Here is a 25,151-nt window from a genome sequence, read left to right on the forward strand (position 1 = left end):
CGCCCGGTCCCATCGGGGCCGGCCGGGCGGGTATCAGCCGCGCAGCTTGTAGAGGCCGACGTCGATGACGCCGGCCCGGAAGCCGCCCTCGCAATAGGCGAGGTAATAGTCCCACAGCCGGCGAAACGATTCGCTGAAGCCGAGGCGCTGCACGTCCGGCCAGGACGCGTGGAAGCGCCGGCGCCACTCCGCCAGCGTCAGCGCATAGCCCATGCCGAAATGGTCGGCCCGCTCCAGCGTCAGCCCGGCATCCGCCGCCAGCCCGTCAATGGCGCTCTTGGTCGGCAGCATCCCGCCGGGGAAGATGTGGCGCTGGATGAAGTCCGGGTCGCGACGGTAGGAGTCGAACTTGTCCTCGGCGATGGTGATGACCTGAAGCACGGCGATGCCGCCTTCCTTCAGCCGCTCGCGCAGCGCGCCGAAATAGACCGGCCAGTAGGTCTCGCCGACCGCCTCCATCATCTCGATGGAGACGATGCGGTCATAGCGACCATCGGCGTCGCGGTAGTCCTGAAGGCGCAGATCCACCTGATCGGACAGGCCGCGCTCGACCATGAGCTGCTCGGCATGGGCCAACTGCTCGCGCGACAGGGTAAGCCCGGTGACGCGCGCGCCGGCGTCGCCCATGGCGCCCGCAAGGCCGCCCCAGCCGCAGCCGATTTCCAGCACGCTGTCGCCCGCCTCAAGCTCCAGCAGATCGAGGATGCGGGCGATCTTGGCCTGCTGCGCGGCCTCCAGCGATTGGGTGCGGTCCTCGAACAGCGCCGAGGAATAGGTCATGGAGGGGTCGAGCCAGAGCCGGTAGAAATCATTGCCGAGGTCGTAATGGAACGCGATGTTGCGGCGGCTTCCGCGCTTGGAATTGGCGTTCAGCGCATGGCTCAGCCGGTTCCACAGCCGCAGCGGCAGCATGGCGGCGATGGTGCGGGTCATCTGCGCCTGGTTGAGCGCGGCGAGCTCGATCAGGGCGGCGAGGTCCGGGCTGGTCCAGTCGCCGTCAATATAGGCGTCGGAGAAGCCGATATCGCCGCCGGCGAGCAGGCGGCGTATGGCGCGCCAGCGGTGCAGCACCAGCGTCGCCTCGGGGCCCGCCTCGGCGCCGCGCCCGCTCAGGCGCTGGCCGCCGGGAAGCACCACGTGCAGCCGGCCCAGCGTCACGGTGGCGAGCAGGCGCGCGACCACCAGACGGCCGATGAACGAATCGCTGCGCGCCGGTTCGGCGGTGGCCGTAACGTGGTCGCTTTCAGTCAGCATGCACGATCCTCGGGGTCTGCGGAGTGGACGGAAGGGGGACGGTGGCAAGCGGGCCTGGGAGTGGGACGGCGGGGAGCGAGACCGCGTCCGCCGGTGGCGGCGGGCGGCGCCGCAAGCCTATCCCCTTGGCCCAGATGAATAACGCCTCCCAGTGAATACCGGCCATCACTTTGAGCGTAAGCAGCGGATAGGAAAAGAGTGCCCGTGCCAGCGTGCCATCGGTGAGCGGGCGGCGATGCGCGCGGTGGGCGGCGACGAGGACCGGGCCCTCGTGGTCATGGGCGGTGATGGCAACCGTGAAGGCCTCGCCCGGCGGCTCGACGCGGAAGGCGTAGTCGAGCCCCATATCCATGAAGGGCGAGACATAGAAGCACTTCGCCGCGCTCTGCCGGACCATGCCGCCGGTGCCCTCGCCGGGCGCCACCGGGATGAAATAGCTGTGGCGCTGGCCGAAGGTGTTGTTCACCTCATAGAGCAGGGCGGCGAGCGTGCCGTCCGCCCGGTGGCAGAAATAGATGCTGAGCGGGTTGAAGGCGTAGCCGAACAGGCGCGGCATGGTCAGCAGGCGGATCGCCCCGCCATCGGGGGCGAGGCCGGCCTGGCGCATCACCTCTTCGGCATAGGCCTTGAGCGGCGTGCCGTCGCCGCGCCCGTAATCGGCGTCGTGCAGGCTGAACAGGTTGAAGCGGTTATGCGCGAACAGTCGCAGCCGCTTATCGAGCGCCGGCAGTTCGTCGAGATCGACCAGCAGCGAGAACAGCCGGTAGCGCAGCCGGTGCTTGCGCGGGCGCAGCCGGGCATGGATCACCGCGCCGGCGTAAAGCGCGGAGCCGCGTGACAGACCTTCGGGCGCGGCCAACTCGCGGGCCGCGCCGGCTTGGTCGCCGCAGCTCATGCCGCCACCCCGCCGCCGAACTGGCGGAAGGGCACGGGACCGACATGGATGCGCCCGCTCTCCTGCGCGACATTCCACGGCCGGCGCACGCCGCCCAGCGCCTCGGCGACGGCAAGGCCGGCCTGCAGCCCGTCCTCATGGAAGCCCGCGCCGAAATAGGCGCCGCAGAACCACACCCCGCCCTCGCCCTGCAGCGACCAGAGCCGCTTCTGGGCGGCCATGGCGCGGCCATCGAACAGCGGGTGGCGGTAGCTCTGGGTGTAGTGGACGGTCTCGGGATGCGGGTCCGTCAGCGGGTTGAGGGTGACGAAGAGCGGCGTCGAACCGGGGAGATTCTGCAGCTTGTTCATCCAGTAGGTGACGGAGAGCGCCCCCGGCCGGTCCTGCTGCGCCAGATAGTTCCACGCCGCCCAGGCGCGCCGGCGCACCGGCATGAGGCTCGGGTCGGAATGCAGCACGGTCTCGTTCACCGAATAGCTGAAGGCGCCCAGCACGTCCCGCTCGCGCGCGGTCGGCGCCTCGATGAGGCGCAGCGCCTGGTCGGCGTGGCAGGCGAGCACCACCTCGTCGAAGCGGCGGTGATGGCCGTCCGCGTCGATCACCTCGACCCCGCGGGCGTCGCGCCGCACCGCCACGACGGGGGTGCGGGTGACCGCCTCGCCGCGCATGGCGCCGTGCAGCCGCTTCACATATTCCCGGCTGCCGCCGCGCACCGTGCGCCAGATCGGCCGGCCGGTGAGCTTCAACAGTCCGTGATTCGCGCAGAAGCGGGTGAAGGCGGTGAAGGGATAGCGCCCGACCTCGCCGGCCGGCGTCGACCAGATGGCGGCGGCCATCGGGTAGAGATGGTCCTCGCGGAAGGCGAGGCTGTAGCCATTTGCGTCGAGATAGTCGGCAAGGCTGCCCTCGAAGCTCTCCGCGTCGCGCGGCGCCTCGCGGTAGAAGCGCAGCAGGTCGCGCAGCATGGCCCAGTGGCGCGGGCGGACCAGATTGCGCCGCTGCGCGAACAGGCCCGGCAGGTTGGCGCCGGAATATTCCAGCCGGCCGCCATCGAGCGAGACGGCAAAGGACATGTCGGTCGCCTGCGTGCCGACGCCCAGATGCTCGAACAGCGCGGTGAGGTTGGGATAGGTCGGGGTGTTGTAGACGATGAAGCCGGTATCGACCGCGAGCCCCGCGGCATCGCGGGTATGGGCATGGCCGCCCAGCCGCGGTTCGGCCTCATAGAGCGTCACATTATGGGCCTGCGACAGCAGCCAGGCGGCGGAGAGCCCGGAGACGCCGCTGCCCACCACGGCCACATCCAGTCGACGCGGCGGCGCGGGAGAAAGCGATGCAGGCTCGATACGCAAAGTCACCGGCGATCTCCCAGACGAGGCAAGCGATAGGATCGAAGTTGTTTCCGCTATACGCTACCGTGTTGACGATAGATCACCGAGGTAAAAGGTGATCCGCCACCGAACCGGCGGCGTATGAGGGGCATGAATGCAGAGCCAGCCATCCATCGGTCGAGACGTTCGGGAAGCCGTACTGGGTTGCGGAGTCCCATTGTGACGGATGTTGCCTTGAGCGGCGCCATGCCGAATGGGGAAGAATTCGACCGGCTGATCGCCCAGATCGCGTCTGACCGCGACAAACAGGCGTTCGCCTTGCTCTACAAGCATTTCGCGCCGCGGCTGAAAGCCTTTCTGCTGCGCTCGGGCCTCCCCAATGCCGTGGCGGAGGAACTGGCGCAGGAGGCCATGCTTTCGGTCTGGCGCAAGGCCACCTATTTCGATCCGCAACGCGCCGGGGCAGCGACGTGGATCTTCACCATCGCCCGTAACCTGCGGATCGACTATCTGCGGCGCGACCGGACCACCTCCGCTCCCGATGTGGAGCCGGAAGAGACGGTCGACGACGTCCAGAATGGCGAAACCTTCCTGATACGGACCGAGCGCGAGGAACGCCTGCGCATTGCCATGAAGAGCCTCTCTCCCGAACAGGCGACGATCGTCCGCCTCTCCTTCTTCAACGAAAAACCCCACTCGGAAATCGCCAGCGAACTCGGCCTGCCGCTCGGCACGGTCAAGTCGCGCGTGCGCCTTGCCCTCGGCAAGCTGCGCGCCATGCTGGAGGGTCAGCTTTGAGCATCCAGCATCATCCCAGCGACGAAACCCTGCTGCGCTACGCCGCCGGCCGCCTGCCGACCGCGCCGAGCCTCGTGATCGCCACCCATCTTGCCAGCTGCCCGGCCTGCCAGGCGCGCGTCGGCACCTTCGAGGCCATGGGCGGCGCCCTCTTGGAGCAGGTGACGCCCGAGCCGATGGAGCCGGAGGCGCTCGCCCGCCTTCTCGCGCAGATCGACGCGCCGCAGGCCCCGCGCCGCCCAACTCCGCCGCGCAAGCCGGCGCCGACCCTGCCCGGTGGCATCCCGCTGCCCGCGCCCCTGCGCGGGTGCGAGATGGGCCGATGGCGATGGCTCGGTCCGGGGGTGCGGGCAAGCTCGCTCACCTTGCCTTATGACCGCTCCGCGCGGCTCACCTTGCTGCGCGTCGGGCCCGGCCGGAAGCTGCCCGAGCACGGCCATACCGGGCTGGAATTCACCCAGATCATCACCGGCTCCTTCTCCGACGGCTTCGGCCAATACCGGCCGGGCGACCTCAGCGAGATGGATGCGGAGATCGACCACCAGCCCGTGGTCGATCCTGATGGCGAATGCATCTGCCTTACCGCCATGGAAGGCGAGATGCGCATTGGCGGCATGTTTGGCCGCCTGCTGACCTCCATCGCGCGCATCTGACCGGGAGCCGACCCTGATGGCCGGCACCCTCGCACTCCTTCTGCTCGCGGCCCTCGGCGTCATGGCGCTGGCCATGACGCTCGCCTGGGTGCTTGCGCGGCGCACCGGCAGCCATGGCTGGGTCGATACGGTCTGGTCCTTCGCGGTCGGGCTGACAGCCGTGACGCTGGCGCTTCTGCCGCTCACCCCCGAATCACCCACGCTGCGGCAGATCGTGGTGGCCGCCGCCGCCGGCCTGTGGTCGCTGCGGCTCGGCTCGCATATCCTCGCCCGCACGCTGAAGGGCGGCGACGATCCCCGCTATGCGGAACTGGTGCGCGAATGGGGGCCGTCGGCGCCGAGCCGGCTGTTTCTTTTTCTGCAGATTCAGGCGGTTTGCGGTCTCATCCTCGCCGGCGCGGTGATGGCGGCGGCGCATGCGCCCATGCCCTTCGGCAGCGTGTGGGACATTCTGGGGCTGCTCGTCATCGTCGTCGCGGTGGCCGGCGAGGGGCTGGCCGACCGCCAGCTCGCGGCCTTCCGGGCCAATCCCTCCAATCGCGGCAAGGTCTGCGACGTCGGTCTGTGGGGCGTGAGCCGTCATCCGAACTATTTCTTCGAATGGATGGCGTGGGTCGCCTACCCGCTCTTCGCCATCGACACCGGCGGCGATTATCTCGTCGGCTATGCGGCATTGGCCGGGCCGGCGCTGATGTACTGGTTGCTGGTCCATGCCTCCGGCATTCCGCCGACCGAGGCGCATATGCTGCGCTCGCGCGGCGACGCCTTCCGCGCCTATATGGCCCGCGTCAACAGCTTTTGGCCCGGCCCGCCGAAGAAGCCCGGTCGGGGCCGCTAGAGCCTTAGAGCCCCATCCAGCGCCCGAGGCCGCGCGCCGCGAGAAAGCCGAGCGTGGCGGAGACGCCGGTGGCGAAAGTGCCCCAGCTCATGTCGATGACGGTGAGGGCGGTCGGCCAGTTCTTCAGCGTCGCCTGGTTGGTCAGGTCATAGGTGCCATAGGCCATCAGCCCGAACAGCAGGCCATAGACCAGCGCCGTCGTCCATTTGCCCGACACGATGGCGGGATGGATGGCGAAGATCACGATGCCGACAATGTACATCAGGTAGAAGATGGCGGCCGGGGCGAGACTGAACCCGTCCTGCGCCAGATCGCCCATCAGCGGCCGGTAGATCCGCGTCGCCATGGTGCCGAGCCAGACCGAATCAAGCGCGAGAAACGCGAGCCCGGTGGCGAGATAGGAGAGGACGTAAATCGCCATGGCGTTTCCCCGCGGGTGACAGACCGGAGATACGGCCCGCCCGGCGCGACGGATCAACGCGGGCCCGTGCCAACGGTTGCAAGCGCGTCAGGAACTATGGGGATGTCGGGGTCGATCACGCGGGATCGGGGAGATTTGGTGGAGCCAGGCGGAATCGAACCGCCGACCTCTTGAATGCCATTCAAGCGCTCTCCCAACTGAGCTATGGCCCCACCGGGGGTTGCCGGGCTGCGCGCTGCCGAAACAGGCGCTTGGGTTCTTACCCGGCGGCCGCTCCGGCAAGTGGCCGGGGCGGGATGGTCGTAAACCACATGGAGGATGAGACTGCAAGACCCTTATCGGAGAGTTTTGCACCATCCCCAGGGTTTCAGCTTTCCTCGTCGTCCTCGATGCCGTCGCCGATCAGATCGGTCACGTCATCATCGCCGTCCTCGTCTTCTTCGAGGAAGGTGTCGTCGTCATCGGTCTCGACCTCGTCGTCGATATCGATGTCGTCATCCGTCGCCACCACCTTAGCGGTGCCGGTGGCTTCTTCGTCGGCGTCCTCGAGCGACACGAGTTCGACCTCGGCCGTATCCTCGACCTCGGCTTCCTCGGTGGCGCGCACGGGTTCGGCCCGGCTCCCGCCACGGGTGACGGGGGCCGTGATCGGAACGATCTGCCCGGTATAGGGCGAGATCACCGGATCCTTGTTCAGGTCGTAGAACTTCCGCCCGGTGACCGGACAGATGCGCTTGGTGCCAAGTTCAGCTTTCACCACGGTTCAGAACCTCGGAAGGTGGTGATTGAAGGGGTGCTCCCATTGAACCGCGGAACTTGTGGAGTCAAGCACGCATTTGCCGGCCGTGACGCCGATGACGCCCTCGTGCTAGGAGGGGCGCGCATTCGAGAGGGGGACGCGGCGGTGCCGGCCGCCCGCCCGCCGCGCCGCCAGAAAGGCCCTTCCATGAGCAGCCACGCCTCCGCGCCCGTCCCCGCCCTTGCCCGCCGCTCGCCCGCTCTGTCGGGCCGCGTCCGCGTGCCCGGCGACAAGTCCGTCTCGCACCGGGCGCTGATCTTCGGGACGCTGGCGGTGGGCGAGACCCGCATCTCCGGCCTCTTGGAAGGCGAGGACGTGCTCAACACCGCCCGCGCCTGCGCCGCGCTCGGCGCCACGGTCGAGCGCCTCGGCGAGGGCGAATGGCGGGTCAACGGCGTCGGCGTCGGCGGCCTCACCCAGCCCGCCGGCGTGCTCGATTTCGGCAATGCCGGCACCGGCTCGCGGCTGATGATGGGCGTGGTCGCCGGCAACCCGATCACCGCCACCTTCGATGGCGATGCGAGCCTGCGCCGCCGGCCGATGCGCCGCATCCTCGATCCCCTTGAAAAGATGGGCGTTCAGGTCATCGACGCCGCCGAGGGCGGGCGCCTGCCGCTCACCCTCAAGGGCCCGCGTGAACTGGTGCCGATCACCTATGAGAGCCCGGTGGCGTCGGCGCAGATCAAGTCCGCCGTGCTGCTGGCGGGGCTTGGCGCGCCGGGCGAGACGGTGCTGATCGAGGCCGAGGCGAGCCGCGACCATACCGAGCGCATGCTCACCCATTTCGGCGCGGAGGTGACGGTCGAGTCCTATGGCACGCATGGCCGCAAGGTGACGCTGAAGGGCCGCCCGGAACTGAAGCCGGCGCCGATCCATGTGCCGTCCGACCCGTCCTCCGCCGCCTTCCCGGTGGTCGCGGCGCTGCTCGTGCCGGGCTCGGAGATCGTCGTCGAGGGCGTCATGACCAACCCGCTGCGTACCGGATTGTTCATCACGCTCAAGGAGATGGGCGCCGACATCAGTTACGAGAACGAGCGCGTCGAGGGCGGCGAGAGCGTCGCCGACATCCGGGTGAAGGCCTCGCGCCTCACCGGTGTCAACGTGCCGGCCGAGCGGGCGCCCTCCATGATCGACGAGTACCCGGTGCTCGCCGTCGCCGCCGCCTTTGCCGCCGGCGAGACGCGGATGAACGGGCTGTCGGAACTCCGGGTGAAGGAATCCGACCGGCTCGCCGCCGTGGCGGCGGGGCTGGAGCAGGCGGGCGCGACCTGGCGCATCGAGGGCGACGACCTCATCGTCACCGGCCGCGACAGCGTTCCCGGCGGCGGCACGGTGGAAACCCATATGGATCACCGCATCGCCATGAGCTTCCTGGTGATGGGGCTCGCCACCGCTAACCCCTTGAATGTGGACGATATTGCCTTCATCGCGACGTCCTTCCCGAGCTTCCTGCCGCTGATGCGCGGCATGGGGGCGGTGATCGAGGCGGCGCTGTGATCATCGCGATTGACGGGCCGGCCGCTTCCGGCAAGGGCACCATCGCCCGGCGCCTTGCCGCGCATTACGGCCTGCCGCATCTCGACACCGGCCTGCTCTACCGGGCGGTCGGCGCCGCGGCGCTGGAAAAAGCCGTTGATTTCGAGGATGTTGACGCCCTCGCCGCACTGGCCGGGGCGCTGGATCTCGCGGCGCTCGACCCCGAATCGCTGCGCGCCGGGCCGATCGGCGAGGCCGCCTCGCGCGTCGCGGCGATCCCGGAAGTTCGGGCCAAGCTCTTGACCTTGCAGCAGGAATTCGCCCATCAGCCGGGCGGGGCGGTGCTGGACGGGCGCGACATCGGCACGGTGATCGCCCCCGACGCGGCGGTGAAGATTTTCGTCACCGCCACCCCCGAGGCCCGCGCCGCGCGGCGCTACAAGGAACTGGTCGGGCGCGGGGAAGACGTGACGCCGGACAACGTGCTCGACGATATTCGCAAGCGCGATCAACGCGATAGCTCGCGCTCCAGCGCCCCGCTGATCGCCGCCGCGGATGCCGAGATCATCGACAACACCGCGCTCGATGTCGCGGCGAGCTTTGCGGCGGCGCTCGCCATCACGGAACGGCGCCGGCCGCGCTGAGGGGTTTTGGCGATGGCCGATGAGGGTGAAAAGCGGTTCGATGAGGTGAACAGTCAGGCCAATGAGTCCAATCGGGCCGATGCGTCCACCGCGCCGCGCCCGGCCTCGCTCCCCCTGCCCGAGGCGCTGCCGCAGGACCGCCGGGCGCGCGGCGAAATCCTGCTCGCCGCCATCACCGGGCGTTCGGGCGCGCAGGTGATGGCGAGCCTCGCCGACATCGCGCCCGACTTTGCCGGTTACATTTTCGAGTTCGGCTATGGCGACATCTATGCCCGGCCGGGGCTCGATCTGCGCACCCGGCTCATCGCCACCGTCGCCGGCCTGGTCTGCCTCGGCCATGCCGAGCGCGAGCTTGAGGTGCATATCGGCTCGGCGCTGAATTGCGGCGCGAGCCGGGAGGAGGTGGTGGAGGCGATCATGCAGATGGCGCTCTATGCCGGCTTTCCGGCGGCGCTGAACGCGCTGATGGTCGCCAAGCGCGTCTTCGCCGCTCGCGATGCGGACGCGACGCCCGCCGACACCCCGCCCGCGCCCTGAGCCATGCGCAGCTTGCTCGTCATCGGCATCGGCATGGGCGAGGCGGGCCATCTCACCTTCCGCGCCGCGGACGCCATGGCCCGCGCCGACCTGTTCCTGCTGCTCGACAAGGGCGAGGCGGCGCAGCCTTTAGTGGCCCGCCGGGCGGCGCTGATCGCCCGTTTCGGCAAGCCCGGCCATCGCCTCGTCGAGCTGGCGAGCCCGCGCCGTGTGCGCCCCGTTTTACCGGGCGAGGGGGAGAAAGAGGCGGGCCGCGCCGCCTATCAGGCGAGCGTCGCCGCCTGGCATGGCGAGCGCGCGACGCTGTTCGCGGGGCTGATCCGCGACATGGGGGCGGAGGAGACGGCGGCGCTGCTCGTCTGGGGCGACCCGATGCTCTACGATTCCACCCTGCGCGTGGCCGAGAGTGCGGCGGCGCTGCTCACGGCCGAGGGCCATGAGGGCTTTGCGCTGGAGGTCGAGCCGGGGCTGACGGCGCTGCAACTGCTCTGCGCCGCCCACCGCATCCCGCTCAACGGCATCGGCGCGCCGGTGCTCGTCACCACCGGGCGGCGCGTGGCGGAGGCGACGCCCGATACCGCCGATTTCGCCGTGCTGCTGGATGACGGCACCGGCCTTGCCGCGCTTCATGCCCGCGGCTGGGCGGGCACGGTGTTCTGGGCCGCCAATCTCGGCACGGAAGACGAACGCCTGATTGCCGGCCCGCTGCCGGCGGTGGCGGACGCCATCCGCGCCGCGCGGGCGGAGGTGAAGGCGCGGGCCGGCTGGGTGATGGATGTCTGGCTCGCGCGGGCGGGCTGACGGGGCTCCGGGACGTCTGGCTGCGCCTCAGACCTTCGCGCCGGGCGGGTTCGGGCGCAGAATGACGGCGTGAGGCTGGCGCGCTGCCGTTGACGGGCGCCGCGCCTTCCCCGCGCTGCTCAACGGAGACGTGCCATGGCCCTTCCCGTCGATCCCGCTTCCCCTGACGCGACGCGGCGCGTGACGCGGCTGGCCGCCTCGCCCGCCCATCCCGCGCAGCCGCCGGAGCCGGAAGCCTTCACCCACCCGGAGGAACTGCGCGCCAGCGCCGAGATGCGCCTCGGCCCGCTCGTCCTCACCAGCACCGCCCGCGCCACCCCCGCCGGGCTGGTGGCCGTCGGGGTGATGACGGGGCTCATATTGCTGGGTGTCGCGGCGGTGGTGCGGGCGAGGGGCGGACTAGTTAATGGTCGTTCTTAATGCCGGAAAATAAACAGAAACTGGCGTTTCCATTTCTGTTGTAGATTCAAGAGCTCGACGTGCATGAGTAGCAACATCGGCTCGGTATATTTCGATGTTGGGGACAAACGTATAGATATCAGCATCGTCTATTTCTATCGTTCTCATTTGATTTACGTCGAAAGGTATCTTGTTCGCCTTTCGTATTATTTGAACGATAGGCATTCGAGTCGCATGGCGAATTGCAAGTTCGTAAAATACATTTGGATTATGAAATGACAAATCGGCGACGACGAGCCGTGATCGTAATATATATTCCATTATCTGACGTGTTATCATTCCGGGATCGCCAATCGTATCCGCACGAACAACACGTAGTCCAAGCTGTGTAATAGCTGGTTCAACTATACTTCCAAGGAATAAATCTGAGTGCTTTCTTGTGTCGCTGCCCGCCTCTCCTATGGGCGCGATATAGAAACATACGTCGTCAAAATTGACGGTCTCCGAACTCCGGGCAGGCAATGACGCCGGACCAATCGCTGGGGGAGGGTTATTCACGTCAGCATGTGATTTGTGCACCAACGGCGTCGCGGGCAAACTATCTAGAAGATGGTCGATTGTTAAAATTCGCTCTGCGCCAGACAGTACTTGCAGTAAGCCGACAGTCCGAAGATTTACGATGAATATATCGATCGCTTCGTCACTCAACTCTTCTGGAACGCCGATTTCACAAATGGCATCCGTCAGAGCTGATTTTGCCGGCATTCGATTACCGACAAAGCGGTTATAAATAATTTTGAATGGCTCAATATTTTCAATTCCCAGAGAAATTTTTGCTTTTGCGCGCTCTCGCTCGTTAGCATTATCGCCTACAATGATAAGAGCGGAAGATGTTAATTCAATTTGCTCAGAAGCAAAACTGGATTTAACTAGTCCATACTTAAATGCGTTTGTGATGCTATCTCGGCTGGCGCTGCTTTCTGGTGATTTTCCGATATGATTGTAGTAAGAAAGCTTTCTTACCGGAGCACCGGCACCAAAATCATACACGCTGCGTGCAAACATGATTGCATCGTCAAAAGTCGATGGAGGATAGGTCCGGTTAGATTTTCGACGACGCTTTTTTGGCGATGATGCCTCTGGATCTATTATGGACTCGCCGAAGGCGGATGAAGCGGATGGATCTGCCGCTGTTCCTGCGTCGGAAGTCGCCGCGCCTGCAGAGTTCGACGGAACGGATCCGCTTTCCGACTCTGGTTCGTCCATCATATACCCCCGTGCTCAGTAATGATCGTATCCAAGGGGAATGATTCATTCGATTTTACCATTCGATCAAGGGGCAGTTACGAAGCGCGGTGCCCTCCCCACAGTCTTTGATAGCAGAACCAATGTTGTAGCTCACGCCCCTCCCTCACTCCGCCGCGAAGGGGATCACCTTGCACGGCTCGCCGAACTGGGCGCGGTTGGCGCGGCAGAAGGCGCGGAAGTCGGGGGCGGGCATGGCGCGGGCGAACAGCCAGCCTTGCGCCATCTCGACGCCGCGCTCGCGCAGGAAGGCGGCCTGCTCGGGCCGCTCCACCCCTTCGGCGACCACGGTGAGGTGCAGCTCGCGCGCCATGGCGAGGATGTGCTCGGTGACATGGCAGGTCGGCGCCTGGGTGCCGAGCGAATCGACGAAGCTCTTGTCGATCTTGAGCGCATCGACCGGCAGGCGCTGGAGATATCTCAGGCCCGAATAGCCGGTGCCGAAATCGTCGATGGCGACGAGATGGCCGCGCCGGCGCGCCTCCACCAGCGTCGCATGGGTGCCGTCAATATCGACGAAGCCGCGCTCGGTCGCCTCCAGCCAGATCTGCCGGGGCGCGATGCCGGTGCCCGCCAGCTGGCGCGCCAGCACGCCGAGCACACGGCCGGAGGACAGGTCGTCGGCGCAGATATTGATGGCGACATGCAGGAACGGGTCGGCGCGCAGCACGGGGCCGAGATCGGCGATGATGGCGGCGATCATCTGGTCGGTGATCGGCAGGATCAGCCCGGTCTCCTCGGCGAGCGGGATGAACAGGTCCGGCCGCTCCAGCTCGCCATCCGGCCGGCGCCAGCGCACCAGCGCCTCCGCCCCGAGGCAGCGCCCGGTCGAAAGCTCCATGATCGGCTGATAATGGGCGATGAACTCGCGGTGCCGCACGGCGGCCGCCAGTTCCCCGCGCGGCGAGAGCCGCTGGCGCAGCGCCCAGACCGAGGCGGCGCCGAACAGCAGTGCCAGCACCAAAGCGAGCGGCAGCAGAAGCGCGCGTTGCGCCTCGAGATGCGCGAGGAAGCCGAGCGGCGGGGCGTGGGCGATGACGACCCAGTTCGGCGAGAGAGCGACGGCGTGCAGCCCATCCGTGTCGAGCGGCGCGGGCGGGTCCATCTGCCGGCCGATCGGGCCGATGCCGGACGTGCCATGCGCCGTGACGAGGCGCAGCCCTGAGGCCGTGCTCAGCTCGATCACGTCGTTGCCATTGTCCACCGGCCCGACGAAGCGCCGCTGATCGACCAGCGCGTGATGCCCGCCCAGCCGCATGATCAGCGTCGGCCGCCCGCCGGATTCGCCGAGCACCCAGTTGATGGAAAGGCCAGTGCCGTCCGGCGCCGTGGTGTCGATGGCGGCGAGCGGCTGCCGCTTCATGACGAGGCCGAACGCGTTGCATTCGACGATCTCGCCCGCGCCATAGGCGAGGTTGTCGACCGCCAGCGATGTTCGGGTGATCTCGCGCAGACGCTCGATATGGGCGGGCGAGCAGGGGCTGAAATCGGTGCGGTCGATCGTCCGCAGCGCCGCGGCCGCCTCGGCATAGACCGCCTCGGCATGGGCGAGGGCATGGGCCGCGCGCGTGTCCAGGCCCGCCTGCCGGCTCTCCACCGCGAGGCGCCAGGAGGCCATCAGCGTCGCGGCCAGCGGCACCGCCGTGCCGATGCCGACGACGGCGACCGCGAGCATCAGGCTGCGCCAGCGCTTCACCCGTTTTCTCCACACGGCCTTTCGCCCCCGGGACAGAGCCCGGCGTCGCTGAAGGTCGTTCTCTCGGCCCTCTGCGGAACGCGTCACCTCAGCAATCCAACCCTAACGTACCACATGGCGTGCCCCACGGCGCGGCCGGCCCTGTCCTGGAACCGGCGCGGCGACCTTAAAGGGCGCAAGCTGGCGTCAGGCTGGTGCCACGGCCCGGCTGCCGATCCCATCGCGCGCGCTTAGGTCGTGCGACACGGTGGAAGTGGTAAGGCGTTCCGGTCGGGCGGCCAAGCGGACAAGTACGCATGACGTTGCGCCAGCTCGGGCGCGAACCGCCGCGCCGGGTGACGCGCGCGCCGCCGCGCCGGCGCTGGCCCGATCACCGCGCTGTGCCTTGCGCCGGGCCGGTTCCTGCGCTATTGCAACGCCCGTCCGGGCGCCCCAACTATGGGCGATCGCGGGCGGGCCGGGAGCGCGGGATGCGCGTCTCCCGCAAGCTGGAGGCGAGCCCGCTCCCGACGCGCATCGCGCCCGCCGCCGATCGGACGATGTTCACGTCGCCGCGGCCGGCCAGAGATAACGATGTTTCACGGTCCCGGCGGCCCGCTCATCCCGAGCGATGCCGGGCCGTTGTCACCGCCTGCGTTTCGACCACCACGGCCATTGCGCCGGGCCCCGTGCGGGGTTGCTCCGGGAACTGCCAGGTCCCGAAGCCCGCGGTGGGCGAAACGATCCCAACCCCGTCCGGCGCATTGGCAACATGGAGTCTTGATGTCCGCTACTCAAACCCTCAGCGCCGCGCGCGACGATTTCGCCGCGATGCTCGAAGAGAGCTTCAACCACACCGAGCCGGCCGAAGGCGCGGTGGTCAAGGGCATTGTCGTCGCGATCGAGAAGGATCTCGCGATCATCGACATCGGCCTGAAGACCGAAGGCCGCGTGGCGCTGCGCGAATTCGCCGGCCCGGGCCGTGACCAGCAGATCAAGGTCGGCGACGAGGTCGAGGTCTATCTCGAGCGCGTCGAGAACGCGCTGGGCGAAGCCGTCCTGTCGCGCGACAAGGCCCGCCGCGAAGAGAGCTGGGTCCGCCTCGAAAAGGCGTTCAACGCCCAGGAGAAGGTCACGGGCGTGATCTTCAACCAGGTGAAGGGCGGCTTCACCGTCGATCTCGACGGCGCCGTGGCCTTCCTGCCGCGCTCGCAGGTGGACATCCGTCCGATCCGCGACGTCGGCCCGCTGATGCACAACCCGCAGCCCTTCCAGATCCTCAAGATGGATCGTCGCCGCGGCAACATCGTCGTCTCGCGCCGCACGGTTCTCGAAGAGACCCGCGCCGAGCAGCGTCACGAGCTGGTGCAGAACCTCGAAGAGGGTCAGGTCATCGACGGCGTGGTCAAGAACATCACCGATTACGGTGCGTTCGTGGACCTCGGCGGCATTGACGGCCTGCTGCATGTCACCGACATCGCCTGGCGCCGCGTGAACCACCCGACCGAAGTGCTGAACATCGGCCAGACGGTCAAGGTGAAGATCATCAAGATCAACCACGAGACGCACCGCATCTCGCTGGGCATGAAGCAGCTCCTCGGCGATCCGTGGGAGGGCATCGAGGCCAAGTACCCGGTGCAGGCCCGCTTCAAGGGTCGCGTCACCAACATCACCGACTACGGCGCGTTCGTCGAGCTGGAGCCGGGGATCGAGGGCCTCATCCACGTTTCCGAGATGAGCTGGACCAAGAAGAACGTCCACCCCGGCAAGATCGTCGCCACCTCTCAGGAAGTGGAAGTCGCGATCCTCGAGGTCGATCCGGTCAAGCGCCGCATCTCGCTCGGTCTCAAGCAGACCCTGCAGAACCCGTGGGATGCCTTCGCCGAGAAGTATCCGGCGGGCGCCACCGTCGAGGGCGAGGTCAAGAACAAGACCGAGTTCGGCCTGTTCCTGGGTCTCGACGGCGACGTGGACGGCATGGTCCACCTCTCCGACCTCGACTGGAACCGTCCGGGCGAGCAGGTCATCGACGAGTTCAAGAAGGGCGACGTGATCAAGGCGGTCGTTCTCGACGTGGATGTCGAGAAGGAGCGCATCTCGCTCGGCGTGAAGCAGCTCGCCGGCGACCCCTTCCAGGACGCGGGCGAACTCCGCAAGGGCGCCATCGTCACCTGCGAAGTCATCGATGTGAAGGATGGCGGCGTCGACGTGAAGATCGCCGGCACCGACATGACCACCTTCGTGAAGCGCTCGGAACTGGCCCGCGACCGCGGCGACCAGCGTCCGGACCGTTTCGCCGTGGGCGAGAAGTTCGACGCCCGCGTCATCCTGTTCGACCGCAAGGCGCGCAAGGTGCAGGTCTCCATCAAGGCGCTTGAAATCGCCGAGGAGAAGGAAGCCGTGGCGCAGTTCGGCTCGCAGGACTCGGGCGCTTCGCTCGGCGACATCCTGGGCGCCGCGCTCAAGAAGGCCTCCGAGAAGGCCGACTGATCGAGCCATCACGCTCTGACGACGGAAACGGCCGGTGCCTCGCACCGGCCGTTTTCATTTTGGGCCTGCGAGCGCTTCCAGGAAGAGCGCAGGACGCCTGCGGGAAGACGTGGATGGCCGGGCCAAGCCCAGGGACGACGGCGCGTGGGGAGTGATGCCGTCATCCCGGACGGCCAAAGGCCGATCCGGGATCGGGCTCCAGCTCATGATCGGTCGACGATCCCGGCTCTACGCTCATCATCTGCTGACGATCCCGGCTCTGCGCTGCGCTCCGGCCGGGATGACGGCTGTTACTGGGTGGCAGCCGGGATGACGGCGGAAAGGTTGGGTGTCGTCCGGGCGGGCGGTTCCAACCTTCACAACGTCATCCCCGGACTTGGTCCGGGGATCCACGACGTCGTCCAGGTGCGCCGGTGGCAGGTCGTGGATGGCCGGGTCAAGCCCGGCCATGACGGTGTGATGGGGGGGGGCTGTGCGTGGCTATCCATCCCCGTCATCCCGGACGGCCAAAGGCCGAGCCGGGATCGCGTGCCGCCCTGTCACCGTGTGACGATCCCGGCTCTGCGCTGCGCTCCGGCCGGGATGACGGCTGTTACGGCGCGCGGCCGTGATGAGGGCTGAACGATTGGGCGTCGTCCGGCGGGCGCTTCCAAGCTTCGCGCCGCCATCCCGTCTCCCGCACCGCCGCCCCCTTGCCCCGGCGCGGCGGGGGAGGCATCGTGCGCGCCCGTAACGGAGCCCTCCATGCCCGAGCATGACCCGCTGGAAGCCGGCGACCACGTCGTCCTGATCGACGGTTCCGCCTATATCTTCCGCGCCTATCACGCGCTGCCCCCGCTCACCCGCTCTTCCGACAAGCTGCCGGTCGGGGCGGTGGCGGGCTTCTGCAACATGCTGTGGAAGCTGGTGCGGGCCGGAAATAACGGCTCTGGGTTCTCGCCCAAGCCGACGCATCTCGCCGTCGTGTTCGACAAGTCCGAGCAGACCTTCCGCAAGGACATTTACCCGCTCTACAAGGCGCAGCGCCCGGACCTGCCGGAGGATCTGCGCCCGCAATTCCCGCTGATCCGCGAGGCGACGCGCGCTTTCGACCTCGCCTGCGTCGAGCAGGCCGGCTTCGAGGCGGACGATTTGATGGCGACCTATGCCGAGCAGGCCAAGGCCAAGGGCGCGCTGGTCACCATCATTTCCTCCGACAAGGATCTGATGCAGCTGGTCGACGATCGGGTGCGAATGTACGACCCGATGAAGGACAAGGCGATCGGGCCGGACGAGGTGATGGAGAAGTTCGGCGTTGCCCCGGAGAAGGTGGTCGACGTGCAGTCGCTCGCCGGTGATTCGGTCGACAACGTGCCGGGCGTGCCGGGTATCGGCATCAAGACGGCGGCACAGCTCCTCGCCGAATTCGGCGATCTCGACACGCTGCTCGCCCGCGCCGGTGAGATCAAGCAGACCAAGCGCCGCGAGAATTTGATCGAGTTCGCCGACCAGGCCCGCCTGTCGCGCGAGCTGGTGACGCTGAAGCGCGATGTGGCGCTCGACGTGCCGCTCGACGACATCGCCGTGGTCGAGCCCGAGGGCAAGAAGCTGATCGCCTTCTTGAAGGCGATGGAATTCACCACGCTCACCCGCCGCGTCGGCGAGGCCTATGAGATCGACATCGCCGCCATCGAGCCCGATTCCGGCTTGAAGGCGGGCGGGCATGAGGGCGGGCTCGTGAGCGCCGGGCTCGACCCGGACACCGGCGTCTCCGCCGCGCCGGCGGATGTCGACGCGACGCCCGCGGGCGAGGCCGCGCTCACCCCCGCCGCGCTCTCGGCGCAGCGGCAGGCGCAGGCCACCGCCATCCCGGTCGACCGCTCCAAATATGAGACGGTGCGCACGCTGGAGCGGTTGCAGGACTGGGTCATCCGCGCCTTTGAGGCCGGCGTCGTGGCGGTGGATACCGAGACGACCGGCCTCGACCCGCTGACCGCCGATCTCGTCGGCGTCTCGCTCGCCATTGGCCCGAACGCGGCCTGCTACATCCCGCTGACCCATAAGGGCGGCGATGACGGGCTGTTCAGCGAGGGGCTGCTGCCCGAGCAGATTCCGGTCGGCGCGGCCATCGACGCGCTGAAGCCGCTGCTCGAACATCCCGGCGTCCTCAAGGTCGGCCAGAACCTGAAATATGACTGGCTGGTGCTGAAGCGCTGGGGCATCGAGGTCGGCCCGTATGACGACACGATGCTGATCTCCTATGTGCTCGACGCCGGTGCCTCGCCCCATGGCATGGACCCCCTGTCCATGCGCTGGCTCGGCCACACGCCGATCAAGTTCGAGGAGGTCTGCGGCAAGGGGAAGGGGCAGATCAGCTTCGACCGGGCGCCCATCGACCGGGCGAGCGAATATGCCGCCGAGGACGCGGATGTGACGCTCCGGCTCTGGCGGGTGCTCAAGCCCCGCCTGCCGGCCGAGGGCAAGACCAGCGTCTATGAGACGCTGGAGCGCCCGCTCGTCACCGTGCTCGCCCGCATGGAGACGCGCGGCATCATCATTGACCGGCAGATGCTCTCGCGCCTCTCCGGCGAGTTCGCGCAAGGCATGGCGCGGCTGGAGGCGGAAATCTCCGCCATGGCCGGGGAGAGCTTCAACCCCGGCTCGCCCAAGCAGCTCGGCGATATATTGTTCGGCAAGATGCAGATCCCCGGCGGGCGCAAGACCCCGACGGGGGCCTGGTCCACCGGCGCCGATGTGCTGGAGGAACTGGCCGAGCAGGGCCATGAACTGCCCCGCCGCATTCTCGACTGGCGCCAGCTGCAGAAGCTGAAATCCACCTATGCCGACGCGCTGCCCGGCTATGCCGACGCCAATAATCGCGTCCACACCTCCTTCGCGCTGGCGGCCACCACCACGGGCCGGCTCTCCTCCTCCGAGCCGAACCTGCAGAACATCCCGGTGCGCACCGAGGAAGGCCGCAAGATCCGCAAGGCCTTCATCGCCGCGCCCGGCCACAAGCTGATCTCGGCCGATTATTCGCAGATCGAATTGCGGCTGCTCGCCGAGATCGCCGAGGTGCCGGCGCTGCGCCAGGCCTTCCAGGACGGGCTGGACATCCACGCCATGACGGCGTCGGAAATGTTCGGCGTGCCGATCGAGGGGATGCCGTCCGAGGTGCGCCGGCGCGCCAAGGCGATCAATTTCGGCATCATCTATGGCATCTCGGCCTTCGGCCTCGCCAACCAGCTCTCCATCCCGCGCGAGGAGGCGGGCGCCTATATCAAGCGCTATTTCGAGCGCTTCCCCGGCATCCGCGCCTATATGGACGAGACGCGCCTGTTCGCCCGCGACCATGGCTATGTGGAAACCCTGTTCGGCCGGCGCTGCCATTACCCGGACATCAACGCCAAGAACCCGTCGATCCGCGCCTTCAATGAGCGCGCGGCGATCAATGCACGACTTCAGGGCTCGGCGGCCGACATCATCCGCCGCGCCATGGTGGGCATGGAAGCCGCGCTGGAGGCCGCCAACCTCTCCGCGCGGATGCTGCTGCAGGTGCATGACGAACTGATCTTCGAGGTGCCCGATGCCGAGATCGAGGCCACTATCCCCGTCGTCCGCGCCGTGATGGAACGCGCCCCGCTCCCCGCCGTGGCGCTCCGTGTGCCGCTGAAGGTCGATGCGCGCGCGGCGGAGAACTGGGACGAGGCGCATTGAGGGGGCGGCGCTCGCGCTGCCGACCATCCCTTAACCCGTCATCCCGGCCAAGCGTAGCGCGAGCCGGGATCGTCACCCGGTGACAAGCCGGCACGCGATCCCGGCTCGGCCTTCGGCCGTCCGGGATGACGATCTCCCGCCCACGCACCGTCATGGCCGGGCTTGACCCGGCCATCCACGTCTGTGGCCGGGAGCGTCGGGACCAATGTCGTGGATCCCCGGGCCAAGCCCGGGGATGACGGGTTAAGGGGATTTCGGCCGTCCGGGATGACGGCGCCGCCGTCCGGCGCTACAGAGCGGGCAGGAAAGCATCATGCCGCGCTACAAGCTCACCATCGAATATGACGGCACGCCTTTTGTCGGCTGGCAGATCCAGGCGGCGGGGGAGAGCGTGCAGGGCGCCCTCGCCCGCGCGGTGGAGCGTTTCACCGGCGAGGTGGTGACGGTGCATGGCGCCGGGCGCACCGATGCGGGCGTCCATGCCACCGGGCAGGTGGCGCATGTGGAACTCACCAAGGACTGGAAACCCGACACGGTGCGCGACGCGATCAACGCGCATCTGCGCCCGCACCCGGTCGCGGTGCTTGCGGCCGAGCGGGCGGCGGAGGATTTCCACGCCCGCTTCTCGGCGACCGGGCGGCGCTATGTCTACCGCATCATCGCCCGCCGGCCCTCGCTCGTGCTCCAGCGCGACCGGGCGTGGCGGGTGCTGCGCCCACTCGATGCGCAAGCGATGGCCGAGGGCGCGGCGCGGCTGATCGGCCGGCATGATTTCACGACGTTCCGCGCCATTGGCTGCCAGGCCGCCTCGCCGGTGAAGACGCTGGACCGGCTGGACGTCGAGACCGTGCCGATCGAGGGGCCGGGCATGGAGATCCGCGTGCATGCGCAGGCGCGCTCCTTCCTCCACCATCAGGTGCGCTCCATCGTGGGCACGCTGGTGAAGGTCGGCGAGGGCGCGTGGACGGCCGATGATGTCAGCGCGGCGCTGGAGGCGCGGGACCGCACGCGCTGCGGCCCGATGGCACCCTCCGCCGGACTTTATCTGGCGGAAGTGACCTACTGAACGTCGGCCCTATTCGGCGGCCAGGCGGAAACGCGGCACCGAGGACGGGTGCCCGGCGCGGTAGCGGCACCAGTCGGCATAGGGCGTGGCGAGGTCGATGTGGAAGCGCTCGCGGGCGATGATGTCGGCGGCCTCGGCCGGCGAGACGCGCACGCAGATGGCGCGGTCGCGCACCTCAAGGACTTCAGCCTCGCTCAGCGGCCCGCCCTTGGCGGCTTCCAGCGCTTCGAGCACGTCCACCAGGGCCGGCACCGCGACGATGACGAGCCGCGGGGACGCGGGCGATGACGCTTCCCGGCGGCGAAACAGATCAAGAATCAACAGGCAATCCTCCTCCCCCAGCCCCGGCCAACGGGGCGGAGGGGAAAAGGTTCCCGATTCGGCGCCGGCCGCTCAGCCCAGCCGTTCGAGCAGGCTCGGCGTGCGGCTGGCGGTGGAGGCCCCCAGCGCCTCGACGAAGCGGATCGGCGCGCCGGAGGCAGGGGTGACGAGCTCGCCCTCCCACATCACCCGGTTGCCGCGAATGAAGGTGCCGACCGGCCAGCCGGTGACCTCGACCCCATCATAGGGCGTCCAGCCGGGCTTGGAGGCGATCCAGCCATTGCGGATGGTCTCGCGGCGCTTCAGGTCGACAATGGTGAAGTCCGCGTCATAGCCCACCGCGATGCGGCCCTTGGTGGCGATGCCGAAGATGCGGGCGGGGCCGGCGCTGGAGAGATCGACGAAACGCTCCAGCGACAGGCGGCCGGCATTCACATGATCGAGCATCATCGGCACGAAGGTCTGCACGCCGGTCATGCCCGAGGGGCTGTCCGGGTAGGGCTTGGCCTTTTCTTCCAGCGTGTGCGGGGCGTGGTCGGAGCCCAGCACGTCGACGACTCCCTCGGCCAGACCCCGCCACAGCGCCGCCTTGTGGCGGGCCTCGCGGACGGGCGGGTTCATCTGCACCAGCGAGCCGAGACGGGCGTACCAGTCCGCATCCATGGTGAGGTGGTGCGGGGTGACCTCGACGGTGGCGACATCCTTGTGGCCGCGCAGGAACTCGATCTCCTCGGCCGAGGTGATGTGCAGCACATGGACGCGCTTGCCCTCCTCGCGGGCGAGATTCACCAGGCGCGTTGTGGCGGTCAGCGCGGCGATCTCGTCGCGCCAGACCGGGTGGGACGACGCATCGCCCGGCACGCGCAGATCGCGGCGCTCGGCAAGGCGCGGCTCATCCTCGCAATGGAAGGCGGCGCGGCGGCGGATCACCTTGAGGATCGCCCGCACGCCCGGATCATCCGCCACCAGCAGCGAGCCGGTGGAGGAGCCGATGAACACCTTCACGCCGGCGGCGCCGGGCAGCATTTCCAGCTCCGGCAGATCCTTCACATTGTCATGCGTGCCGCCGACGAAGAAGGCGAAGTCGCAATGCATGCGTCCGGTGGCGCGGCGGATCTTGTCGGCCAACGCGTCGCCCGAGGTGGTGAGCGGGTTGGTGTTGGGCATCTCGAACACGCCGGTGACGCCGCCCATCACCGCCGCGCGCGAGCCGCTCTCCAGGTCTTCCTTGTGCTCCATGCCCGGCTCGCGGAAGTGGACCTGCGTGTCGATCACGCCGGGCAGGAGGGTGAGGCCGGTGCAGTCGATCGTCTCGCCCGCCTGCGAGGGGTCGAACGAACCGATGCCGGCGATGCGGCCGGCGCGCACGCCGACGTCGCGGGCGGCGACGCCGTCCTGATTCACCACCGTGCCGCCCTTGAGCAGAAGATCGAACGTCTCGGTCATGATGTTCCCTCGCCGGTGATGTGAATGGCCCGCGCAAGCCTCGCCCTGCGCCCAGAATACCGCGCTCTTACGCCATTCCGCGCCGGAGGTGAACGCCGCGATGCGGGCGCGCCGCCGGTCAGGGCGTGAGCGCGAACAGCACGCGCACCACCGTGCCGCGCTCCGGCGCCGGGCGGGGGCTGAACTGCGCCTCGCCGCCGAGCTGGGTGGCGAGGCCCTGGATGATTCGCAGGCCGAGACCGCGGTTGCGCACGCTCTCCACCGCCTCCGGCATGCCGCGCCCGTCATCGGCGATGGCGATCTCGTAGCGCCCGGCCTCCTGTGGCGTGACGCGGATGACGATCTCGCCCGGCCGCCCCTTCTCGAAGGCATGCTTGAGCGAATTGGTGACGATCTCCGCCACCAGCATGGAGAGCGTGGTGAGCTGAGTGACGTTGAGCGGCAGGTCGGGCGCGACCACATCGCAGGTGATCGCCTCGGCGCCGGAGGCGGTGACGAGATCGCAGCACAGTTCACGCAGGAACTGGCCGGTCGGCATGTCGAGCCGCTCGGGCGCGTAGAGCTGGCGGTGGATGCGGGCGATGGTGTCGAGCCGGGCGCGCGCCTCGTCGAGGGCGGTCACCGCCTGGCTGGCATCTTCCTTCACCTTGCGCTTCTGCAGCGTCAGCAGCGCGGCGACGAACTGCATGTTGTTGGCGACGCGATGCTGCAGCTCCTGGAACATGGTGCGCTGGTTCTCATAGAGCCGCGCCGTGACCGCCTGTTCCGCCCGCAGCTTGTCCGCCGCGCCGAAGGTGAAGTGGATCAGCGCGATGTCGATGGAGGCGATGACGACGAAGAAGCCGAGCGCCAGCAGCGCCTGGCCGTTCAGTTCCATGTCGGTCATCGGGCCGATGAAGAACACCCAGGCCGCCAGCGTCGACAGCGCCGCGCAGATGATTCCGGGCCGCAGGCCGCAGAAGAAGGTGGTGAGGATCACCGCCGGGAAGAAGGTGAGGAAGGGAAAGCCCGGCGGCAGCACGCTGTCCACCGCGAAGCGCAGCGCGAGCGCGAAGGCGAACATGGCGAGGCCGCAGGCATCCGCCAGCCAGCGCCGTTCGCGCAGCGGCCGGGCGAATCGCACCAGCCGCCAGAACAGGGACTCCGCCGGCACGCCCGGCGACATATCAGCCATTCAGCGCCCGTGACGCGGTCCCGCAACCATGGCGTTGCGCCGGATGGCGGCGGGCGGTCGCCCCGAGGTGGTCACGTCGGCACATCGGCAACATCCCCACTGGTCAGCCGTTCCGGGCGCGTAATCTGCCGGGTTTTACCGCGCCCGTCACCGCTCATCTGCATCCTAGTGAACAAAGCGGCGTGCTCCCGCGTTAATCGCGCATCCGAGGGACGAGGCCCCGCCATGAAGCGCGATACCACCGCCGAAGATACGCAGCACGGCACGTTCAGCGAACCGTCGTCCGGCGGCAACAACCTCTTGGGCGCGTTGCGCCCGGCCGATTTCGCGCTGCTGCGCGGGGCGCTGCGCCGCCTCGACCGGCCGGCGGGGGCGGTGCTCTACGAGCCGGGTGACGATGTGCGTCATGTCTATTTTCCCTGCGGGCCGACGCTGGTGTCCTTCATGGTTCTGCTGGCCGACGGGCGTCCCGTCGAGGTGACCACGATCGGGCGCGAGGGCGCGGTGGGCGGCATTGTCAGCCAGGGGCGCCTGCCGGCCTATGCGCGCGCGGTCGTTCAGCTCGGGGGGCCGCTGCTGCGGCTCGACACGGCCGAGCTGGAACGCGCCAAGGACGCCTCGCCGGCGCTTCAGCACCTGTTCGCGCGCTATGCCGATTGCCTGCTCGCGCAGGTGTTCCAGTCGGTCGCCTGCAACGCCGCCCATTCCATCGAGCAGCGCACCGCCAAATGGCTGATCGCCGCGCTCGACCGCACGGGCGAGGACAGCGTGCGCCTGACGCAGGAACAGCTCGCCGCCATGCTGGCGGTCGGGCGCTCCTATATCAGCCGCGTCATCCAGCAATTGCGCGACAGCGGGGCGGTGGAGCCCAAGCGCGGGCGGCTGAACATCCGCGACGCGCAGCGCCTGCGCTCCATGAGCTGCGGCTGCCATGGCGTGGTGCGCCGGCATTTCGACGATGTGCTCGGCGGCGTCTACCCGACCGGCAACGAGGTTGCCGGCGGCGGGTCGATCATCACCAACGGCCCGTCCTTCCGGCCCTGAACGGAGCGGTGAAGACCCCGGTGGCGACGCGCCGCATGGCTCCTGTGTCGCGCCGGGCCTTGTCTGCCCGGCCCGAGCATGGCACGAC

22 protein-coding genes and 1 tRNA gene are annotated in these 25,151 nt (G+C 68.0%); 12 read left to right on the top strand and 11 right to left on the bottom strand.

Translation table 11 applies throughout. The annotated features are described in order from the left end of the window. Window positions 1-33: 33 nt before the first annotated feature. The 3 genes from AncyloWKF20_RS16250 to AncyloWKF20_RS16260 are packed head-to-tail and all read right to left on the bottom strand — an operon-like array spanning window position 34 to window position 3,450. Window positions 34-1,251: a cyclopropane-fatty-acyl-phospholipid synthase gene (locus AncyloWKF20_RS16250; protein WP_279318000.1), complete on the bottom strand. Its 1,218-nt coding sequence runs from the start codon at window positions 1,249-1,251 to the stop codon at window positions 34-36. Then, window positions 1,244-2,149 carry a DUF1365 family protein gene (locus tag AncyloWKF20_RS16255; protein WP_279315033.1) on the bottom strand — a complete coding sequence of 302 codons (906 nt, stop codon included), beginning with the start codon at window positions 2,147-2,149 and terminating at the stop codon, window positions 1,244-1,246. Before AncyloWKF20_RS16255 ends, AncyloWKF20_RS16250 begins: the two co-directional genes overlap by 8 nt. Then, window positions 2,146-3,450: an FAD-dependent oxidoreductase gene (locus AncyloWKF20_RS16260; RefSeq protein ID WP_279318001.1), complete on the bottom strand. Its 1,305-nt coding sequence runs from the start codon at window positions 3,448-3,450 to the stop codon at window positions 2,146-2,148. Before AncyloWKF20_RS16260 ends, AncyloWKF20_RS16255 begins: the two co-directional genes overlap by 4 nt. 276 nt (window positions 3,451-3,726) lie before the next feature. On the opposite strand from AncyloWKF20_RS16260, the gene AncyloWKF20_RS16265 reads away from it, so the two are divergent. From AncyloWKF20_RS16265 to AncyloWKF20_RS16275, 3 genes are read left to right on the top strand one after another with little or no spacing between them, the layout of a single operon-like run. Then, on the top strand, window positions 3,727-4,278 hold the full coding sequence (locus AncyloWKF20_RS16265) for a sigma-70 family RNA polymerase sigma factor (RefSeq protein ID WP_279315034.1): 552 nt from the start codon (window positions 3,727-3,729) through the stop codon (window positions 4,276-4,278). Next, a complete protein-coding gene (locus AncyloWKF20_RS16270; protein ID WP_279315035.1) occupies window positions 4,275-4,931 on the top strand; it encodes a ChrR family anti-sigma-E factor in 657 nt (218 codons plus the stop codon). Before AncyloWKF20_RS16265 ends, AncyloWKF20_RS16270 begins: the two co-directional genes overlap by 4 nt. Window positions 4,932-4,947: 16 nt before the next feature. Beyond that, a complete protein-coding gene (locus tag AncyloWKF20_RS16275) occupies window positions 4,948-5,769 on the top strand; it encodes a DUF1295 domain-containing protein (protein WP_279315036.1) in 822 nt (273 codons plus the stop codon). Window positions 5,770-5,773: 4 nt separating this feature from the next. Here the strand turns inward: AncyloWKF20_RS16275 and AncyloWKF20_RS16280 are convergent, their stop codons facing one another. The 3 genes from AncyloWKF20_RS16280 to AncyloWKF20_RS16290 all read right to left on the bottom strand — a co-directional run bounded on the left by AncyloWKF20_RS16280 (window position 5,774) and on the right by AncyloWKF20_RS16290 (window position 6,950). Next, complete coding sequence (locus AncyloWKF20_RS16280; protein WP_267584456.1) at window positions 5,774-6,190, bottom strand: DUF2177 family protein; 417 nt, start codon at window positions 6,188-6,190, stop codon at window positions 5,774-5,776. Between the two features lie 136 nt (window positions 6,191-6,326). Then, window positions 6,327-6,402, bottom strand: a tRNA-Ala gene (locus AncyloWKF20_RS16285). A 155-nt stretch (window positions 6,403-6,557) separates the two neighbouring features. Continuing rightward, window positions 6,558-6,950 (bottom strand): TIGR02300 family protein, encoded by a 393-nt coding sequence (locus AncyloWKF20_RS16290; RefSeq protein WP_279315037.1) that lies wholly within the window; start codon window positions 6,948-6,950, stop codon window positions 6,558-6,560. A 186-nt stretch (window positions 6,951-7,136) separates the two neighbouring features. Between AncyloWKF20_RS16290 and aroA the strand changes: the two genes are divergently transcribed. The 5 genes from aroA (at window position 7,137) to AncyloWKF20_RS16315 (ending at window position 10,867) form a co-directional block, all read left to right on the top strand. Next, complete coding sequence (aroA, locus tag AncyloWKF20_RS16295) at window positions 7,137-8,486, top strand: 3-phosphoshikimate 1-carboxyvinyltransferase (RefSeq protein ID WP_279315038.1); 1,350 nt, start codon at window positions 7,137-7,139, stop codon at window positions 8,484-8,486. Beyond that, window positions 8,483-9,109 (top strand): (d)CMP kinase, encoded by a 627-nt coding sequence (cmk, locus tag AncyloWKF20_RS16300; RefSeq protein ID WP_279315039.1) that lies wholly within the window; start codon window positions 8,483-8,485, stop codon window positions 9,107-9,109. Before aroA ends, cmk begins: the two co-directional genes overlap by 4 nt. Before the next feature lie 12 nt (window positions 9,110-9,121). Continuing rightward, entirely contained in the window at window positions 9,122-9,646 is a 525-nt protein-coding gene (locus AncyloWKF20_RS16305; RefSeq protein WP_347710380.1) for a carboxymuconolactone decarboxylase family protein, read from the top strand. Between the two features lie 3 nt (window positions 9,647-9,649). Further along, entirely contained in the window at window positions 9,650-10,447 is a 798-nt protein-coding gene (gene cobF / locus AncyloWKF20_RS16310) for a precorrin-6A synthase (deacetylating) (RefSeq protein ID WP_279315040.1), read from the top strand. Between the two features lie 135 nt (window positions 10,448-10,582). Continuing rightward, the gene (locus AncyloWKF20_RS16315) at window positions 10,583-10,867 is read left to right on the top strand and encodes a hypothetical protein (RefSeq protein WP_279315041.1); all 285 of its coding nucleotides are present in this window, start codon (window positions 10,583-10,585) and stop codon (window positions 10,865-10,867) included. Here AncyloWKF20_RS16315 and AncyloWKF20_RS16320 read toward each other — a convergent pair. Together AncyloWKF20_RS16320 and AncyloWKF20_RS16325 are read right to left on the bottom strand one after the other, a co-directional pair. Continuing rightward, on the bottom strand, window positions 10,847-12,115 hold the full coding sequence (locus AncyloWKF20_RS16320; protein WP_279315042.1) for a hypothetical protein: 1,269 nt from the start codon (window positions 12,113-12,115) through the stop codon (window positions 10,847-10,849). The two genes, AncyloWKF20_RS16315 and AncyloWKF20_RS16320, sit on opposite strands and share 21 nt — an antisense overlap. A 142-nt stretch (window positions 12,116-12,257) precedes the next feature. Further along, window positions 12,258-13,847, bottom strand: a complete 1,590-nt coding sequence (locus tag AncyloWKF20_RS16325) for an EAL domain-containing protein (RefSeq protein ID WP_279315043.1) — start codon at window positions 13,845-13,847, stop codon at window positions 12,258-12,260. Between the two features lie 762 nt (window positions 13,848-14,609). Between AncyloWKF20_RS16325 and rpsA the strand changes: the two genes are divergently transcribed. From rpsA to truA, 3 genes are all read left to right on the top strand, one after another. Next, on the top strand, window positions 14,610-16,316 hold the full coding sequence (gene rpsA / locus AncyloWKF20_RS16330; RefSeq protein ID WP_279315044.1) for a 30S ribosomal protein S1: 1,707 nt from the start codon (window positions 14,610-14,612) through the stop codon (window positions 16,314-16,316). 744 nt (window positions 16,317-17,060) lie between these two features. Beyond that, complete coding sequence (gene polA, locus AncyloWKF20_RS16335; RefSeq protein WP_279315045.1) at window positions 17,061-20,012, top strand: DNA polymerase I; 2,952 nt, start codon at window positions 17,061-17,063, stop codon at window positions 20,010-20,012. 313 nt (window positions 20,013-20,325) lie between these two features. Further along, window positions 20,326-21,078, top strand: coding sequence for a tRNA pseudouridine(38-40) synthase TruA (gene truA, locus AncyloWKF20_RS16340; protein ID WP_279315046.1), 753 nt, complete (start codon window positions 20,326-20,328; stop codon window positions 21,076-21,078). A 9-nt stretch (window positions 21,079-21,087) separates the two neighbouring features. Here truA and AncyloWKF20_RS16345 read toward each other — a convergent pair whose 3' ends face one another. The 3 genes from AncyloWKF20_RS16345 to AncyloWKF20_RS16355 form a co-directional block, all read right to left on the bottom strand. Beyond that, window positions 21,088-21,399 carry a hypothetical protein gene (locus tag AncyloWKF20_RS16345; protein ID WP_279315047.1) on the bottom strand — a complete coding sequence of 104 codons (312 nt, stop codon included), beginning with the start codon at window positions 21,397-21,399 and terminating at the stop codon, window positions 21,088-21,090. A gap of 72 nt (window positions 21,400-21,471) precedes the next feature. Next, on the bottom strand, window positions 21,472-22,845 hold the full coding sequence (locus AncyloWKF20_RS16350; RefSeq protein ID WP_279315048.1) for a dihydroorotase: 1,374 nt from the start codon (window positions 22,843-22,845) through the stop codon (window positions 21,472-21,474). A gap of 118 nt (window positions 22,846-22,963) precedes the next feature. Then, the gene (locus AncyloWKF20_RS16355) at window positions 22,964-24,019 is read right to left on the bottom strand and encodes a histidine kinase dimerization/phosphoacceptor domain -containing protein (RefSeq protein ID WP_279315049.1); all 1,056 of its coding nucleotides are present in this window, start codon (window positions 24,017-24,019) and stop codon (window positions 22,964-22,966) included. 225 nt (window positions 24,020-24,244) lie between these two features. Between AncyloWKF20_RS16355 and AncyloWKF20_RS16360 the strand changes: the two genes are divergently transcribed. Continuing rightward, window positions 24,245-25,063: a Crp/Fnr family transcriptional regulator gene (locus tag AncyloWKF20_RS16360; RefSeq protein ID WP_279315050.1), complete on the top strand. Its 819-nt coding sequence runs from the start codon at window positions 24,245-24,247 to the stop codon at window positions 25,061-25,063. Window positions 25,064-25,151: the final 88 nt, after the last annotated feature.

The organism is Ancylobacter sp. WKF20 (genome assembly GCF_029760895.1).
Classification (GTDB): Bacteria; Pseudomonadota; Alphaproteobacteria; order Rhizobiales; family Xanthobacteraceae; genus Ancylobacter.